This is a genomic window from Polynucleobacter sp. JS-JIR-II-b4, from assembly GCF_018687815.1.
In the GTDB taxonomy this organism is placed as follows: Bacteria; Pseudomonadota; Gammaproteobacteria; order Burkholderiales; family Burkholderiaceae; genus Polynucleobacter.
Genome location: NZ_CP061306.1, coordinates 402,691 through 418,077, shown reverse-complemented (window position 1 = coordinate 418,077; position 15,387 = coordinate 402,691). Strand labels below are relative to the sequence as shown.

The following is a 15,387-nucleotide window of genomic DNA, read 5'->3' as shown; positions in this document are numbered from 1 at the left end:
AATTAGGTACTTATCGCTTACACCTATTACGCGTTTGCTGCCTTTAAAGCTGCATTCAAGGTAGCACTAGGACGCATTACTGCTTCAAACTTCTCAGAATCAGGCATAAAGTAACCACCAATATCTGCTGGCTTACCTTGCACCGCTTTGAGTTCGGCTGCAATCTTTTGCTCATTCTCAATCAAAGATTTTGCCAAAGGAGCAAAGTGCGCTTGTAATTCTTTATCTTCCGTTTGAGCGGCTAACGCTTCAGCCCAGTACATTGCTAAGTAGAACTGGCTACCACGGTTATCCAACTCGCCAGTGCGCGGTGAAGGTGACTTATTGTTATCTAACAGCTTACCAGTCGCATCATCCAAAGTGCGAGCTAAGATTTTCACCTTATTGTTGCCAGTCTTATCACCGATATCCTCAAGAGATACGGCTAAAGCCATGAACTCACCAAGTGAATCCCAACGTAAATGGTTTTCTTCTACCAACTGTTGAACGTGTTTAGGGGCTGAACCACCCGCGCCCGTTTCAAACAGACCGCCACCAGCCATCAAAGGCACGATGGATAACATCTTCGCACTAGTACCTAACTCCATAATTGGAAATAAGTCCGTGAGGTAGTCACGCAAGATATTACCGGTCACAGAAATGGTGTCCTTGCCACGAATCACGCGCTCTAAGGTGTAACGCATTGCACGTGTCTGAGACATGATCTGAATATCTACACCCTTCAGATCGTAGTCTTTGAGATAGGTATTTACCTTCTTAATTAATTCAGCTTCGTGTGGACGGTACTCATCGAGCCAAAATACTGCTGGAGTATTGGAAAGACGCGCGCGATTCACAGCCAACTTCACCCAGTCACGAATTGGCGCATCTTTACACTGACACATACGCCAGATATCGCCCTCTTCCACATGTTGCTCAAGCAATACAGTGCCATCATCAGCAACGATACGGGCCACACCAGCCTCAGGAATTTCAAAGGTCTTGTCATGTGAACCGTACTCTTCAGCCTGTTGAGCCATCAAACCGACGTTCGGTACTGTACCCATCGTTGTTGGATCAAAGTTACCGTGCGTCTTACAGAAATTGATCATTTCTTGATAAATACGGGCAAAGGTACTTTCAGGAATGACCGCCTTCGTATCATGCAAACGACCATCAGCACCCCACATCTTGCCGCCTACACGGATCATTGCCGGCATAGAAGCATCAACGATCACATCGCTTGGAGAATGGAGGTTAGTAATACCTTTAGCAGAATCCACCATCGCTAATGCTGGACGATGTTCGTGGCAGGCATGCAGATCTTGAATGATTTCTTCGCGCTTAGATTCTGGCAAGGCTTTGATCTTTTCATACAGACTGCTCATTCCGTTATTGGCATTCACGCCCAGCTCTTCAAATAGCTTAGCGTGCTTTGCAAAAGCGTCTTTATAGAAAATCTTTACCGCATGACCAAACACAATTGGATGGGAAACCTTCATCATCGTTGCCTTGACATGCAAGGAAAGCATCATGCCGGTCTTATAAGCGTCTTCGATTTCTTTCTCGTAGAACTCGCACAATGCTTTTTTGCTCATGTACATACTGTCGATAATTTCGCCAGCCAATAAAGAGACTTTGGGTTTGAGAACAATAGTCTTGCCACTCTTCGTCACCAAGTCCATCTTCACATCACAGGCCTTAGTCATCGTCATCGACTTCTCACCAGCGTAAAAATCACCCCCATGCATATGAGAAACGTGGGTGCGCGACGCCTGACTCCACTCCCCCATTGAGTGTGGATTCTTGCGGGCGTAACGTTTTACAGCGGGAGGAGCGCGGCGGTCGGAATTACCCTCGCGCAATACTGGGTTTACTGAGCTACCCAAGCATTTGGAATAACGGGTCCGAATGGATTTTTCTTCATCTGTTTTTGGATCTTCAGGAAAATCAGGAATCTTGTAGCCTTTAGTTTGTAGCTCTTTAATGGCGGCGAGCAGCTGGGGCACAGAGGCGCTGATATTGGGCAACTTAATGATGTTGGTATCGGGCAATAAGGTCATTTTGCCTAGCTCAGCCAAGTTATTCGGAACTTGCTGCTCAGGCGTCAGGCAATCAGGAAACTCAGCCAAGATACGCGCTGCAACTGAAATATCACTCGTCACGATCTCCACGCCAGCAGGAGCTGCAAAAGTACGAATAATTGGCAGAAATGCACGAGTGGCCAAAAGTGGCGCCTCATCTGTCAGCGTATAAATAATCTTTGATTTCTCTGAAGCCATGAATGTTTCCTCAATATTGAAAAATTACAGAGTCAGGTTTTTACCCTGCCGCCCTCAAATCCACATTTTGCAAGTCGCTTTTAGCGCACCTTTTGCCAATGAGGCGAGAGCTCCATTTTAAATCATCGGACTTGGCAAAAATGCCGGTTTTGCACCTTAAAGCGCCCGATAAAGGGCAATTTAAGGGAATCCACCAAGGCTGCAGAGGCTCTAAATTCGCCGTACACTGCAAGCTATGACCCGCAAACATCCTTTACTCAACAAAAACCTGGTGCTGCTGATCATTTGTCAGGGACTATTCCTCACCAATAACGTGACGTTTATCGCTATCAACGGGTTGGTAGGGCTTAGCCTAGCACCAGCCAGCTGGATGGCCACCCTACCCGTCATGGGCTATGTTGTCGGGGGCGCCTTTTCCACCTCCATTGTGGCCAAATCTCAAAACTACTTTGGGCGCAGAGTCTCTTTCCAGCTAGGCTTGCTAGTAGCAATGCTCTCAGCACTTCTATGCGCGTACGCCGCCATTACAAGAAACTTTTGGCTTTTAGTCTTGGGGACCTTTATTGCGGGTTATTACAGCGCCAATGGGCAGCTCTACCGCTTTGCTGCAGCAGAACTGACAGACCAGAGTCAACGCGATAAGGCGATCTCTTGGGTACTTGCTGGTGGCATTCTTGGTGCAGTCATTGGACCCAATCTAGCCTCCTGGACGCGAGATCTATTTGATACCGCCTTTCTGGGGGCATATCTCACTCTATCCATTGCCGGGTTCATTGGCATCTTCGTGATGCAGTTCATTCGCTTTCCACAAGAACTCAAGGCGCAGCATGCACTTACCGATGGACGCCCTTTAAAAGTCATCCTCCAGCAACCCGTCTTTATGGTTGCCATCATTGGTGCAGCATTAGGGTATGGGGTTATGAATCTACTCATGGCCGCCACACCTTTGGCAATGCAAATCTGTGGGCTACCATTTTCGGACACCGCTTTAGTACTGGAGTGGCATGTGATTGGCATGTTTGCTCCTGGATTTTTTACAGGATCACTCATCCAACGATATGGGGTATTAAAGATAATGGGGACCGGGGTGTTTCTGAACTTCATCTGCATTGCAATCGCTCTTACCGGAACCGATCTCCATCAATTCTTTATCGCTTTATTTTTACTCGGCGTTGGCTGGAACTTTTTATTTACTGGCGCCACCTCTTTGGCGATGACTGCCTATCAACCCAATGAGCGGGACAAAGCACAGGCTGCCATTAATTTCTTCGTCTTCGGAACTATGGCCTTCACTTCTTTTGGGTCAGGCGCCCTAGTCACCTCACATGGTTGGAGCATCCTCAATTGGGGATCACTCATCCCCGTTGTAGTAAGCGGTCTTGCGATTTTCTGGCTTGCTCAGCAACGGAGACAACCGCGAGTGATGACCTAAGAGGCTTTAGCTAGCGGCAAGTTAAACAAAAGGTTTTGTGGCTTTAACTTCAGCTGATGCTGGTCGTTCATGGCAATAGCCATATATACCGGCTTACCAGCCTGGGCCTTAGCAACAGCAGCCTCATCGATAAAGTCTAGGCGAAATAAACAAATCACTTTCTGCAATTCATCTGCCTCAACCAATTCTTGGTTGTAAAGCTTATTGAGTATTTCAGTAGCAACTGCATCTAAGCCAACATGCCATGACCACTTAGGATCGGTAATTTGCTGCATGGGGGTAATGCGCACACTAACTCCGAGGAAATGTTTTATCCATTTCTCTAAGACGCGACAAAAATGATTAATAGGCTCATGCCCAAAATTTAACTGAACTGCTAAATCAAAATCTTCGTTGCGAGACCAATAGGTATCAGCGTTGTCTTCATGCAGTACATCCAGATCGGCTGAACGCATCGTCATTGACCTGCCTTTGAGCAAATCCATGATGTTTCCCGTATCACTGGCTTGGGCGTTGCGAGCAACCACCTCATCGTCCGCCCCCATGACGATGCCATCATCAATAACGGTAATCTTTTGAGTTCTGAAAAAAAGTTCTCCCATTCGCACTTCCAATGGATGCGAATCATTACCCAGAATATGTCTAATGAAAATTTGGGCGAGTTGAGCAATAAATAAAGGTGGTACGTCCACGCCCTCGCCTTTAAATAAACTCATATAAAAGTTCTCTAGGGAGCTGGCCGCTAATAAACGCTTTCGGTAGCGCAGCCAAACCCGATAGTTCTCCTGAATATCCTCATCAGCCATCGCCGAGATTTCATCATCAGTAACATCTGCACGAGGGTTGTCAGTTAAACGCTGGTGAAGTGAACGTTCGATAGCGCAGGATTCAGGAACCAGCTTGAGCTCAGGCCTCTGCATATAAGTACGCAAAAAGTCATCTGTCACCAACAACTGATCATCAGAACTGATTGTCAGAGTGTTATATGCAGAATTTGGCCAATAATTTGTCATACGTTTGAGCTAAAACATCATTACCGAAGAGATTTACAGAGCTCAGAATATACTAGCCAATCAATTTGTGTGAAATAGGAAAACATCATGAGTGAACTCAAAAAAATCGATACTGTTGTGGGCGACGGAAAAGAAGCTGCACCAGGTAATCATGTAGACGTGCATTACACCGGCTGGCTTTATGACGAGAAGGCTACTGATCACAAAGGTCAAAAGTTTGATAGCTCCTTAGATCGCGGGCAACTCTTTAGTTTCCCTTTGGGTGCTGGACATGTCATCAAAGGCTGGGATGAAGGCGTGGCTGGTATGAAAATTGGTGGCAAACGCACCCTCATCATTCCTTCTGAGATGGGCTATGGCCCTCGCGGTGCAGGGGGTGTTATTCCTCCAAATGCCACCCTAGTATTTGATGTGGAGCTCCACGGCGTTAACTAAGGCTCGCGTATTCAGCAGCAAAACAAAAGCCACCCTTGTGGGTGGCTTTTTATATAGCTTGATCTACTTAAGATCTAAAAACTTAAGAGCGCAGATCCTTGCCGTTCAATGTCAAGCGATTAGACGAACGGTTTTGACACAACCCAATCAGGCGATTTCTTTCGGCCATCACTTTGTCCGCGTAGCCGCCATCATCCTCAGCATTCGCAGCGCCAACGTAGTACTTCAGGCCATTACGCAATGAACCAGCCGTAGCAATCAGGTATTTCAAAATATAGGCGCCAACACGGATATTGACTTCAGGCTTAGCGGCCTCAGAAGTTCCGCCAAAGATTGCATACTTATCTTTGTGTACTGAAGTCATCACCTGCATGAGGCCTTCCGCACCGGCGTGACTCTTAGTGTTTGGGTTGAAATTAGATTCCACCGAGATTACTGCCAACAAAAGCACTGGGTCGATGTTGACCTCTTTTGCAATCAAAATCGTGTTTGAAACGTACTCTTCAATCTTTGAGCGATCGAGACTGTATTTCTTCTCAAAGAAGTCAGCTACGGCACGTTGATTCTGAATTGAGCCCATTAAGTTGCTATCTAAAGCCTGAGGGTCCATCTTAGATGTGGGGATGCGATCAGACAGATGAGAAATGGATTTCACCTGCATTTGCGCCACAGAGGGCATTAACAAAGCCACGGTCTGCTGCTTGGCACTAGTCAAACCAACTGAAGCAGGAATCTTAGACTTGCCATAGATCACAGCGGCGATCTCAGTATCAGCGGCCTGGGCAGCTGATACTTCATTGGACTCTTTATATTGATTGATCATCCCAAAGCCGTTACTCCAAACCATGTGACGCGCTTCATCAGGAACAAGGATACGAGCAAGGTCAAAAGCGCCAGCATTAGTGCCGTTGCCTGAAAGCCAAAACCCAACCACCATGAACACAGTTAAAACGAGTAGGCCATTGATGACCCTATAGACCGGAGCCATGGCGTGCGCTAGCAGCTCTTTAGCAGTCAAAGTGCTTGACTGTGCATTCTGCATATCGCTCAAATTGTTAGCTAAACATTTACTCATTCATTGTTTGCAAGGCCTCAAAAAAACTAGACTACCGTTCTATGCTGCATTGCAATATCTAAAAAACATGGGTCATCCTAAGAAGTTTCTTATATCAAGTCAAGAATAAAGAAGTGGAAATCAATAACTTATTGATCTAGGAATCCGGGAGATCCCGTATATGGATCTCCATAAGCATATATAAGTCAATAAAATCAATATCTTATAGAAGTTAGGAAGCACTAATTTCACTCTATAAAAAATTGGCTTAAACGGGACTTTTTTATGTTTTTAGCCAAAAATTCAACCAAAAAAAATCATACATCTAGTGCTTTCGTCTCCGTAATTTTCTAGGGGTAGTAGCAAGGCGGTATTTATTGCCAAGCGCTATTAATAGAGTATCCCTTAAGAAAAAATGCATTTTGATGGACAGAAAAACATTGAGGGGGCACTGATTCTTATTAGCTCTGGAGCTAGCGCAAGATAAAAAGAGATGCGCTCGAAAAGCGAAGGCCATACACTAAGAGCCCATGAAATTTCTTCGTCACCTTCTTGCCCTTGTAGCGGTTTCAGTCTCATTAAATGCGCAGGCGGCTTTTGAGGAATGCAAAGATCTGTTCCCGGCCCAGCAAATACCCACAAGTCCACAAGTGGGGCGTGATCTTTGTTTTGATAGTTTTGCCATCTACTACTCCCCTCAGGATAAAAAGCCAATCTATGCCGTTGAGAAGCTCAGTCGGGAGCAGCTCTCTGCCACACACCCTCGAAGAAGTAATCAGTTTTATGAAGAAGCCAGACTACCCTTCTCCGAACGGGCTCTGCTCTCAGATTACCGCGGAAGCGGCTTTGATAGGGGTCATAACGCCCCAGCAGGCGACATGAGTAACGAACGCTCAATGGCTCAATCTTTCTCACTGGCCAATATGATGCCCCAGGCCAGGCAAAATAATCAGGGAATCTGGGCTAAGAATATCGAGGAGCCGACGAGGGCTTATGTCAAAAGAGCTGCTGGCGACATTTACGTATTCACGGGATCGATTGGAAACCGCGGCAGTATTGGCAAAAGTCGCGTAACGATTCCCAGCCATTTATACAAGTTGGTATATGACTCCAACAAAAATACTGCTTGGGCCTATTGGATTGAAAACACCAATGAAGCAACTATGAACCCGCCCATCTCTTATCAAGAGTTAATACAAAAGACAGGAATTGACTTTCACTTACCCGTAGGTGAAGGCAATAAAACGAGCAGCATATCGACGGAGGCCCATGAAATCATGAGACAAAAGAATCTCGTAGGTGGTTGGTATCCCATATTTTTTGACGATTACTCCCTAAATAAACTCAATGATGTCGTTAACAACATCAAGTCAGGCAAGGTGGCGAGCATTCAAATTCAATATGACCACAATGAATCTCTTGCAAAACAGATAGCCTCTCAAATTGAATCTCAGACCAAGTTAAAAGTCAGCCCAATTCAAAGTAGCCCTCCAGAATCGTCAACAGTGACTTACGAACGAAATCGCGTTACGCTGATTGTTCGCTCAAAGTAATTTAGATTTTGCTTGTAGGCCGTGTGCCCGCTGGATTGGCGCCAAGAGTCCACGCAAACCATTATGGTCTAGGGTATGCATTAATTCCAATAATTCACCAAGCTCGCCTTTAGGAAAACCTTCGCGAGCAAACCACGCCAAATAATTCCCCGGCAAGTCAGCCAAGGCACGCCCTGCGTGCTTACCAAAAGGCATCTTCATTAAAACCAATTTTTCCAAGGACTCAGCGTTCATTGGGGAAATCTTACAAGTAAAAAAGAATAGGCCTATAGATTTCGTCACTTCTTAGGTGATGGTTATTTTATTTAGTTGAGAATCATTCTCATCCAATGCTATATTGAGAACCATTCTCATTTAGATTGCTAACCACCAACCTCAAGGGACCATGAAATTGACCATTAATAGACTTCTTGCCTTTAGCCTCTTCTTAGTTGCCACACTTCACTTTTCTTTAGCCCATGCAGGCGAGGGAGTGTTTGGCTGGATTTACACCTTAGATTTGCAGCCTAAGGGCAAGCTGGAGTTTGAGCAGCGCCTGCAACTCAATCAACAGCAAGCAGCAGGAACTTACGATGCATTAACTGCCAGGACAGAACTGGAATACGGTTTAACTAACGACTTGCAAGTTGCCGGCTATATCAACTCTTACTACACTAATGCAAATCAAAATTACACCAATCCAGAAGCATGCGGAGATACCCCAACCTGTACCGGCGGTTACGGTGTTCCTTCTTCGCATGACCCCTCTACAGCGTATAAGAAAAGTGGCATTGAAGGCGGCTCTCTAGAAGCGATTTATCGCATCACTAATCCAGTGACTTCACCTGTGGGTGTAGGGCTTTACTTAGAACCGACATGGGGAAGAAATAAAGATGAGATCGAGGCGAGACTTTTACTTCAATCGAACTTTATTGATGACCGATTGATTTTGGCAGGTAACGTTGTAGCCGCGAATGAGCGCTTAAAGTTTATTGAGAACGGCAATGTTCCTGAATCGATGCTCGATTTCCTTGTGGGTGCTAGCTATCGCTTTGCCCCGAAATGGTCAGCCGGTGTAGAGGCTCGCTTTCATAATGATTATTCAGAGCTCAATTTACGCAATCAAGTTCAAAGAGCCACTTTTGTAGGCCCCAATATGCACTACGCAGCCAAAGACTGGTGGGTTACTGGCGCTTGGCGCTATCAACTTGCAGGCGGCTCCTGCATGGGTGGTGGAGAGGCCGAATGCTCAGATGCTCGCGTCTGGGATAGTCACTCAGTAAATGAATTCATTGTCAAAGTTGGCTTCCCACTTAATTAAGCGAAAGAAATTATGGAAATTCAGAATCTATTAGTTGCAGCTTTAGCTCATTTGCTGAAGTTTCAAGCCACCCAATGTCAAACAGCCAAGAAAAGAGCGTTGATGATGTTTGACAAACTCTCAAATGTCCAAGGCATCAACCCAGAAATTCAAGCACTTTGTAATGAAGCGAATGAATTACTTACTGCCTAAATACATTACCTAGATATCACCCCATGATCTGGAAACCCAACCCCTTAGCTCTTATTGGCATAGCAATGATGAGCGCACCAATCATTGCCCATGCAAAAATTTATGTTTCTGCAGAGCAAGCTCTAAAAATTCTTTTCCCTAACAAAATACTGACGAAGAATCCCGTCATCATTACGGATGATTTGCAAGAAAAGATGCGTATCGCATCCAGCATTCGTTACCCCTTTCAGGGCGAGCGCATCTGGAGGGCAGCTGATGGTAGCTGGTTTGTGGTTGACGAAGTCATAGGAAAACATGAAATGATTACTTATGCCGTTGCCATCAACCCAAATGGTGGCATCGCTGGTATCGAAGTTTTGGAATATATTGAATCTTATGGTTATGAAGTAGCAGAAGCGCAATGGCGTAAACAGTTTGTAGGTAAGACCGTAAATGACCCCATCAAGCTTAATCAAGATATTCAGAATATTGGTGGCGCAACACTTTCTTGCAAACACCTTACTGATGGAGTGAAGCGGGTAACGGTTTTATATGACCTAGCCCTGAAGAACACCCATTCAAAACCCAGCCTCGGAAAGTAACAATGCTTCGTTGCAAACCACTTCTTGGCACCTTTGTAGAGATCTCCATACATCAAGATGATGGGCAAGCGGCTGTTGATAATGCTTTTGCAGCCATTCAAAATATTCATGACCTCATGGGATTTCATGATCCTGAAAGTGAGCTAAGCCAAATCAATCGAAGTGCCCACATGGAAGCAGTTGAGATTCATCCTTGGACTGCACAAGTTATCCGAATAGCGAAAGAAGTTCATATTGAATCCGATGGCCTATTTAATTGTGGAATCGGTCACCGTCTGGTTGCTGCAGGATTATTGCCCCGCCATATCAACTTCTCTAATCATGAGCTTGGTGGCGTTGAAGATATGCACTTCTTAGCGCCCGACTTGATTCAGTCTTCCCGCCCAGTCTGCCTGGATCTGGGCGGAATCGCCAAGGGGTTTGCAGTAGATATGGCGGTCAGAGTCTTAATATCAGAAGGCATCGCATCCGGTTCAGTGAATGCTGGTGGCGACCTGCGGGTATTTGGGAATACCTCCCTCCCAATTCAAGTGCGCCATCCTGAGAGATCTGGGGAGTTAATTGATATTGGTTCTTTGAAAGATGGGGCTATTGCCACAAGCAGTCTTTACTTTGCAAAAAGAGATGGCCAGAAGAGTCATATTATCAATCCTCTAGCCCAGAATTTTTCTGAGGTTCATGTGGAGATTGCTGGATCATTCTCCATTCTTGCAAAAGAGTGTGTTTATGCTGATGCACTCACCAAGGTTTTAGCCCTATCCAATAATGAGCATCACCCGTGCTTCAGCCATTTCTCAGCGCAAGCACTGAGGATAGTCGCATGAGCCGCCTTGGGAGGATGTCCAGCTGGCAAAGAACGTTTGTCATCTGCGGCATGATGGCTTGTTCAATCACTGGCCTGATGTATCTTCTGGGGCATGAATTTCAGATCCAAAGATCTACTCTTGGCACCCATAGCATTCTCGCAGCTCATGGCATTGCTGCAATGCTGGCTACCTTAGCTCTTGGATCAGTAATGCCATTTCATATCAAGGCGGGCTATAAGTCCAGAAAGCAGTTGTGGAGTGGCTTTGGCCAACTGGGCTTTCTATTTGCACTTCTCATTACCGGCGGAATGCTTTATTACGGGCCAGAGGAAATCCGCGATGGAGTAATTAGCACCCACTGGATTATTGGCCTGCTGTTCGCTGTTATCTTTTTATTACACCTAACCGCCATTAGGAAGCCAAAAACAATTGTTAACTAAATTGTGAGAGCGGTAAAAACAGGTTTATTTTTTACAATAATGACTGTAGAGCAAGTTCATGACCGATAACGTTATGTCACTGGAAAGAGAATAATAAATTTGCTTACCGTCTCTGCGTGTCTTAACCAACTTTTTAGTACGTAGTACTGTCAGCTGTTGCGATAAGGTTGGTTGATGTATTCCGGTTGATTCCTCCAGGTCCCCAACGCACCGCTCCTCAACAGCGATTTCACACAACAACATCAGTCGACTCGGGTTTGAAAGTACTTTTAAGAACTCGCAAGCCTTTGTGGCAGAAGACTGCATCTTCTTAAGCTCAGCAATTCGCTTTTTTTCGCTCAACATGAAAATTACAGTGCGTTAAGGGGAATCTTTAAATATGAAATCCCGTTGCTTTCCTTCGGAGGCATATCACCTGCGCGAATGTTAATTTGGATCGAAGGCAAAATAAGTACCGGCATATCTAATGTGGCGTCACGCTTACTGCGCATCTGAACAAACTCATCCTCAGTAATACCATCATGCATATGTATATTCGATTTCTTCTGCTCGGTCACTGTTGTTTCGTAATTTACTGGACGCCCATTTGGCGGATAGTCGTGGCACATAAATAATCTAGTCGCACCAGGAAAACTCAAAATCCTTTGCATCGACTTATAAAGCGTGTGTGCATCACCGCCTGGAAAATCACATCGGGCAGTTCCAACGTCAGGCATAAACATGGTATCGCCTACAAAAATGGCATCACCTACTTGATATGCCATGCAGGCTGGCGTATGACCGGGAACAAAGAGGGACTTAAAGCTTAGATTTCCAAAGTGAATTTCTTCCCCATCTTTAAGCAAGTCATCAAACTGAGAGCCGTCCGCTTTAAATGCCTCTTCCAAATTAAACACTTTTTTAAATACCCCCTGCACCACCGAGATATGATCACCTATGGCAATCTTGCCGCCTAATTTCGATTTTAGATACGGTGCTGCTGAAACATGATCTGCATGTGCGTGGGTTTCTAAAATCCATTCTGTAGCTAGGTTATTAGCCTTGACGAACTCAATCACTTCATCGGCTGATTTCGTTTTAGTACGCCCTGACTTATGGTCATAATTAAGCACTGAATCAATGATTAAACATGGTGAACCCGGTTTCTCATAAACCACATAAGTTACGGTCCAGGTATCCGGGTCAAAAAATCCCTTAACAATCGGTTTCATGTATTTGTCCAGTTGGCTGTAAATAATTTATTTTATGATAAATACTATATAAAAATGTAGACTAATCATAAACCCTGATAGCCAATCACTATAATTCAAGCTATTTTATTGACCTAGATCTAATAAAACATAGAGGTGGAGATAGCATGACTTCAGCAAACTCGAGTTCCAATGTATTTGACGTAGTAATTGCAGGCGGTGGCGCTGCTGGCATAGGCTTAGCTGCTAGCCTGAAATCCAGAGACCACTCTCTAAATATCGCAATCATTGAGCCCTCTGAAGAGCACTATTACCAACCCTCTTGGACGCTAGTGGGCGGCGGTGCATTTAACGTCAAAAATAGTCGTCGTCAAACTAAAGATCTCATTCCATCAGGAGTGCGCTGGATTAAAGAGAAGATTGTGGGCTTCAATCCAGAGGCCAATGAAGTTCTGGTTAGTAATGGTGCTGCAGTTAAATATAAGCAACTAGCAATTGCAACAGGCATTAAGACAAACTGGGATGCTATACCCGGGCTCAAGGAAACACTTGGTAAAAATGGGGTGACCTCTAACTATAGTTATGAGTACTCTCCGTATACCTGGGAGCTTGTTCAAGGCCTGAAGTCTGGAAAAGCGATTTTTACTCAACCTCCTATGCCAATCAAGTGTCCTGGAGCACCTCAGAAGGCAATGTATCTATCCTGTTATGAATGGCAGCAACAAGGTAGCCTAAAAAATATTGAGGTTGAATTAGACAATGCGGGTGCCGCACTCTTTGGTGTAGCCGACTTTGTCCCGCCGCTTATGGAATATGTCAAAAAATACAATGCCAAACTCAATTTCAATACCAATCTTATTTCCGTAGATGGTCCATCTAAAAAAGCGATTTTTGCAGTCAAAGGTGCAGATGGAAATGTTACGCAGGTTGAAAAATCGTTTGACATGCTACATGTAGTACCCCCACAAGGCCCTCAAGATTGCCTCAAGGGAAGCCCCGTTTCCAATGCCGATGGCTTTGTAGATGTAGACCAATTTACCCTTCAACATACTCGCTACCCGAATATCTTTGGACTTGGTGATTGCTGTTCGTCGCCAAACTCTAAAACTGCTGCTGCAGCCAGAAAACAAATTGTGGTCGTCGCAGAGAACTTATTAGCAGCAAAACACAACAAACCACTGCCAACTAAATACGATGGTTATGGCTCATGCCCACTGACGGTAGAAAACGGAAAAATTGTTTTGGCAGAGTTTGGTTTTGGTGGAAAACTCTTACCCACTTTTCCTTGGCTCATTAATCCACTTAAAGCCACAAGACTCGCTTGGATTCTAAAGAAAGATGTTCTTCCTTGGCTTTACTGGAATGCAATGCTCAAGGGAAGAGAGTGGTTAGCGCGTCCATTTGAAAATTAATTGATGGACTTTTTGCCCTACCTAACCTTAGCAATTGGTGCATTTGTTGGTGTCTTAATGGGCCTGACGGGAGCTGGGGGCGGCATCTTATCAGTACCCTTACTGGTGTTTCTTCTGCATCTGCCAATGGCAGAGGCAGGGCCGATAGCATTAACAGCAATTACTATTTCGGCTTTTGCAGGCGCTGTTATTGGATTCAAGGCCAAAGCACTTCGCTATAAAGCAGCTATGTTGATGGCGATTTTTGGCTTGGCCTTATCCCCGGTTGGTTTATGGCTAGCCCAGAAGGTACCGAACACTCCGCTACTAATACTCTTTAGCCTGGTGTTGATGTACGTTTCTATTCGGATGCTTTTACAGGTAGCCAGAAATCTTTCTGGAAAACCCCTTCCACAAATTAAAAGTCCGCCCTGTCAACTGGACTCATCGATCGGAAAACTGATTTGGACAGTACCGTGTGCGCGTGCACTAATGATATCTGGGGCCACTGCTGGATTTCTATCGGGTCTACTAGGTGTTGGCGGGGGGTTTATTCTAGTTCCTGCTTTAAATAAATTCACTGACTTGCCGATGAAATCAATTGTTGCCACCTCACTTGGTGTGCTCGCAATTGTTTCTGCTGGGGGCGCCTTTATCTCCCTTGCATCTGGAACCCTGAATACGACCATTGCAATTCCTTTTGCCTGCGGTTCACTATTGGGACTCCTGCTAGGAAAAGTATTGGAGAAAAAAATAAGCGGCCCTAGAATTCAGCAAATATTTGCAGTCTTTACATTAATCATTGCCGTGAGCTTAATGATCAAGACAATAAATCATTGATGCCATATTTTGGCGGCACTCAAAAGACCTCCAGCCTCGGTGCTTAAAGATTTGAGAGGCTATAAAGCGCTTATCAAACTAAATCGGGGTAGCTTACATCTCCAGAAGAAAAAGCCCTTATTGCTAAGGGCTTTTTTATTTTCTTCAACTTCGAAAACTACTTAGTGACCACCAGCACCACCCAAGTAAGCCGCTTTCACAGCAGGATCGTCCTTGAGCTTTGCAGCAGGTCCGTGAGTAGCGATCTTGCCGTTCTCTAGAACATAACCGTAGTCAGCTACATTTAAAGCAGCAGCAGCAAACTGTTCAACTAGCAACATGGTGACGCCTTGTGACTTGAGGTTAGAAATAATTCTAAATACTTCCTCAACTAAGATTGGGGCTAGGCCCATAGATGGCTCATCCAAAAGAATGATCTCTGGGTTCAGCATCACGGCACGAGCCATTGCCAACATTTGCTGCTCACCACCAGACAAAGTACCAGCCAATTGATTGCGACGTTCCTTGAGACGTGGGAACATTTCAAGAGACTTTTCTAAGTCATGCTTGATGTCACCTTTTGGGCGGCTACCTGTGAAGCGTGGAAACGCGCCAAGCAACAAGTTGTCAGTTACGGACATCGTTGTAAACACGCGGCGACCCTCAGGGCTGTGAGCCAAACCTAGGCGGGCGATTTTATGAGAGTCGTAGCCGTCAATTTTTTCGCCGCCTAATGTGACTTCGCCAGCTGTTGGCTTAATCATGCCGGTAATAGCGCGCATGGTGGTAGTTTTACCAGCGCCATTTGAGCCAATCAAGGTAATCACTTGCCCTTTAGGAACATCAATATTGATGCCATGGAGGACTTTAACTTTGCCGTAGCCTGCTTCAAGATTCTTAATAGATAACATGGTATTTAC

General features: G+C 45.1%; 17 protein-coding genes. 10 read left to right on the top strand and 7 right to left on the bottom strand.

From position 1 onward, the window contains the following. Positions 1-26: 26 nt before the first annotated feature. Positions 27-2,261 carry an NADP-dependent isocitrate dehydrogenase gene (locus ICV90_RS02125; RefSeq protein WP_215359314.1) on the bottom strand — a complete coding sequence of 745 codons (2,235 nt, stop codon included), beginning with the start codon at positions 2,259-2,261 and terminating at the stop codon, positions 27-29. A 235-nt stretch (positions 2,262-2,496) separates the two neighbouring features. On the opposite strand from ICV90_RS02125, the gene ICV90_RS02120 reads away from it, so the two are divergent. Continuing rightward, the gene (locus ICV90_RS02120) at positions 2,497-3,693 is read left to right on the top strand and encodes an MFS transporter (RefSeq protein ID WP_215359312.1); all 1,197 of its coding nucleotides are present in this window, start codon (positions 2,497-2,499) and stop codon (positions 3,691-3,693) included. Here the strand turns inward: ICV90_RS02120 and ICV90_RS02115 are convergent. After that, the gene (locus tag ICV90_RS02115) at positions 3,690-4,706 is read right to left on the bottom strand and encodes a DUF6352 family protein (RefSeq protein ID WP_215359310.1); all 1,017 of its coding nucleotides are present in this window, start codon (positions 4,704-4,706) and stop codon (positions 3,690-3,692) included. The genes ICV90_RS02120 and ICV90_RS02115 overlap by 4 nt on opposite strands. Positions 4,707-4,793: 87 nt before the next feature. Between ICV90_RS02115 and ICV90_RS02110 the strand changes: the two genes are divergently transcribed. Continuing rightward, a complete protein-coding gene (locus ICV90_RS02110; RefSeq protein ID WP_215359308.1) occupies positions 4,794-5,141 on the top strand; it encodes an FKBP-type peptidyl-prolyl cis-trans isomerase in 348 nt (115 codons plus the stop codon). Between the two features lie 82 nt (positions 5,142-5,223). Here the strand turns inward: ICV90_RS02110 and ICV90_RS02105 are convergent, their stop codons facing one another. Further along, complete coding sequence (locus ICV90_RS02105; protein WP_215359306.1) at positions 5,224-6,216, bottom strand: transglycosylase SLT domain-containing protein; 993 nt, start codon at positions 6,214-6,216, stop codon at positions 5,224-5,226. Positions 6,217-6,725: 509 nt separating this feature from the next. On the opposite strand from ICV90_RS02105, the gene ICV90_RS02100 reads away from it, so the two are divergent. Further along, entirely contained in the window at positions 6,726-7,748 is a 1,023-nt protein-coding gene (locus ICV90_RS02100; protein WP_215359304.1) for a DNA/RNA non-specific endonuclease, read from the top strand. Here ICV90_RS02100 and ICV90_RS02095 read toward each other — a convergent pair. Next, positions 7,740-7,982, bottom strand: coding sequence for a DUF3820 family protein (locus ICV90_RS02095; RefSeq protein ID WP_215359302.1), 243 nt, complete (start codon positions 7,980-7,982; stop codon positions 7,740-7,742). The two genes, ICV90_RS02100 and ICV90_RS02095, sit on opposite strands and share 9 nt — an antisense overlap. Before the next feature lie 151 nt (positions 7,983-8,133). On the opposite strand from ICV90_RS02095, the gene ICV90_RS02090 reads away from it, so the two are divergent. The 5 genes from ICV90_RS02090 to ICV90_RS02070 all read left to right on the top strand — a co-directional run bounded on the left by ICV90_RS02090 (position 8,134) and on the right by ICV90_RS02070 (position 11,067). After that, positions 8,134-9,048, top strand: a complete 915-nt coding sequence (locus tag ICV90_RS02090; RefSeq protein ID WP_215359300.1) for a DUF6662 family protein — start codon at positions 8,134-8,136, stop codon at positions 9,046-9,048. Between the two features lie 12 nt (positions 9,049-9,060). Then, a complete protein-coding gene (locus ICV90_RS02085) occupies positions 9,061-9,240 on the top strand; it encodes a hypothetical protein (RefSeq protein ID WP_215321555.1) in 180 nt (59 codons plus the stop codon). Positions 9,241-9,305: 65 nt separating this feature from the next. Further along, a complete protein-coding gene (locus tag ICV90_RS02080) occupies positions 9,306-9,821 on the top strand; it encodes an FMN-binding protein (RefSeq protein ID WP_251367765.1) in 516 nt (171 codons plus the stop codon). A 2-nt stretch (positions 9,822-9,823) separates the two neighbouring features. Further along, positions 9,824-10,645 (top strand): FAD:protein FMN transferase, encoded by an 822-nt coding sequence (locus ICV90_RS02075; RefSeq protein WP_215359297.1) that lies wholly within the window; start codon positions 9,824-9,826, stop codon positions 10,643-10,645. 14 nt (positions 10,646-10,659) lie between these two features. Next, entirely contained in the window at positions 10,660-11,067 is a 408-nt protein-coding gene (locus ICV90_RS02070) for a hypothetical protein (RefSeq protein ID WP_251367764.1), read from the top strand. A gap of 24 nt (positions 11,068-11,091) precedes the next feature. Here the strand turns inward: ICV90_RS02070 and ICV90_RS02065 are convergent, their stop codons facing one another. Together ICV90_RS02065 and ICV90_RS02060 are read right to left on the bottom strand one after the other, a co-directional pair. Next, positions 11,092-11,373, bottom strand: a complete 282-nt coding sequence (locus ICV90_RS02065) for a metalloregulator ArsR/SmtB family transcription factor (protein WP_369411868.1) — start codon at positions 11,371-11,373, stop codon at positions 11,092-11,094. Between the two features lie 44 nt (positions 11,374-11,417). Further along, complete coding sequence (locus ICV90_RS02060) at positions 11,418-12,278, bottom strand: MBL fold metallo-hydrolase (protein ID WP_215359291.1); 861 nt, start codon at positions 12,276-12,278, stop codon at positions 11,418-11,420. Between the two features lie 146 nt (positions 12,279-12,424). Between ICV90_RS02060 and ICV90_RS02055 the strand changes: the two genes are divergently transcribed. After that, complete coding sequence (locus tag ICV90_RS02055) at positions 12,425-13,669, top strand: FAD/NAD(P)-binding oxidoreductase (RefSeq protein ID WP_215359289.1); 1,245 nt, start codon at positions 12,425-12,427, stop codon at positions 13,667-13,669. A 3-nt stretch (positions 13,670-13,672) separates the two neighbouring features. Further along, positions 13,673-14,488 (top strand): sulfite exporter TauE/SafE family protein, encoded by an 816-nt coding sequence (locus ICV90_RS02050; RefSeq protein WP_215359287.1) that lies wholly within the window; start codon positions 13,673-13,675, stop codon positions 14,486-14,488. A 161-nt stretch (positions 14,489-14,649) separates the two neighbouring features. On the opposite strand, the gene ICV90_RS02045 is transcribed toward ICV90_RS02050, so the two are convergent. Continuing rightward, positions 14,650-15,378 carry an ABC transporter ATP-binding protein gene (locus ICV90_RS02045; RefSeq protein WP_215359285.1) on the bottom strand — a complete coding sequence of 243 codons (729 nt, stop codon included), beginning with the start codon at positions 15,376-15,378 and terminating at the stop codon, positions 14,650-14,652. Between the last annotated feature and the right edge of the window lie 9 nt (positions 15,379-15,387).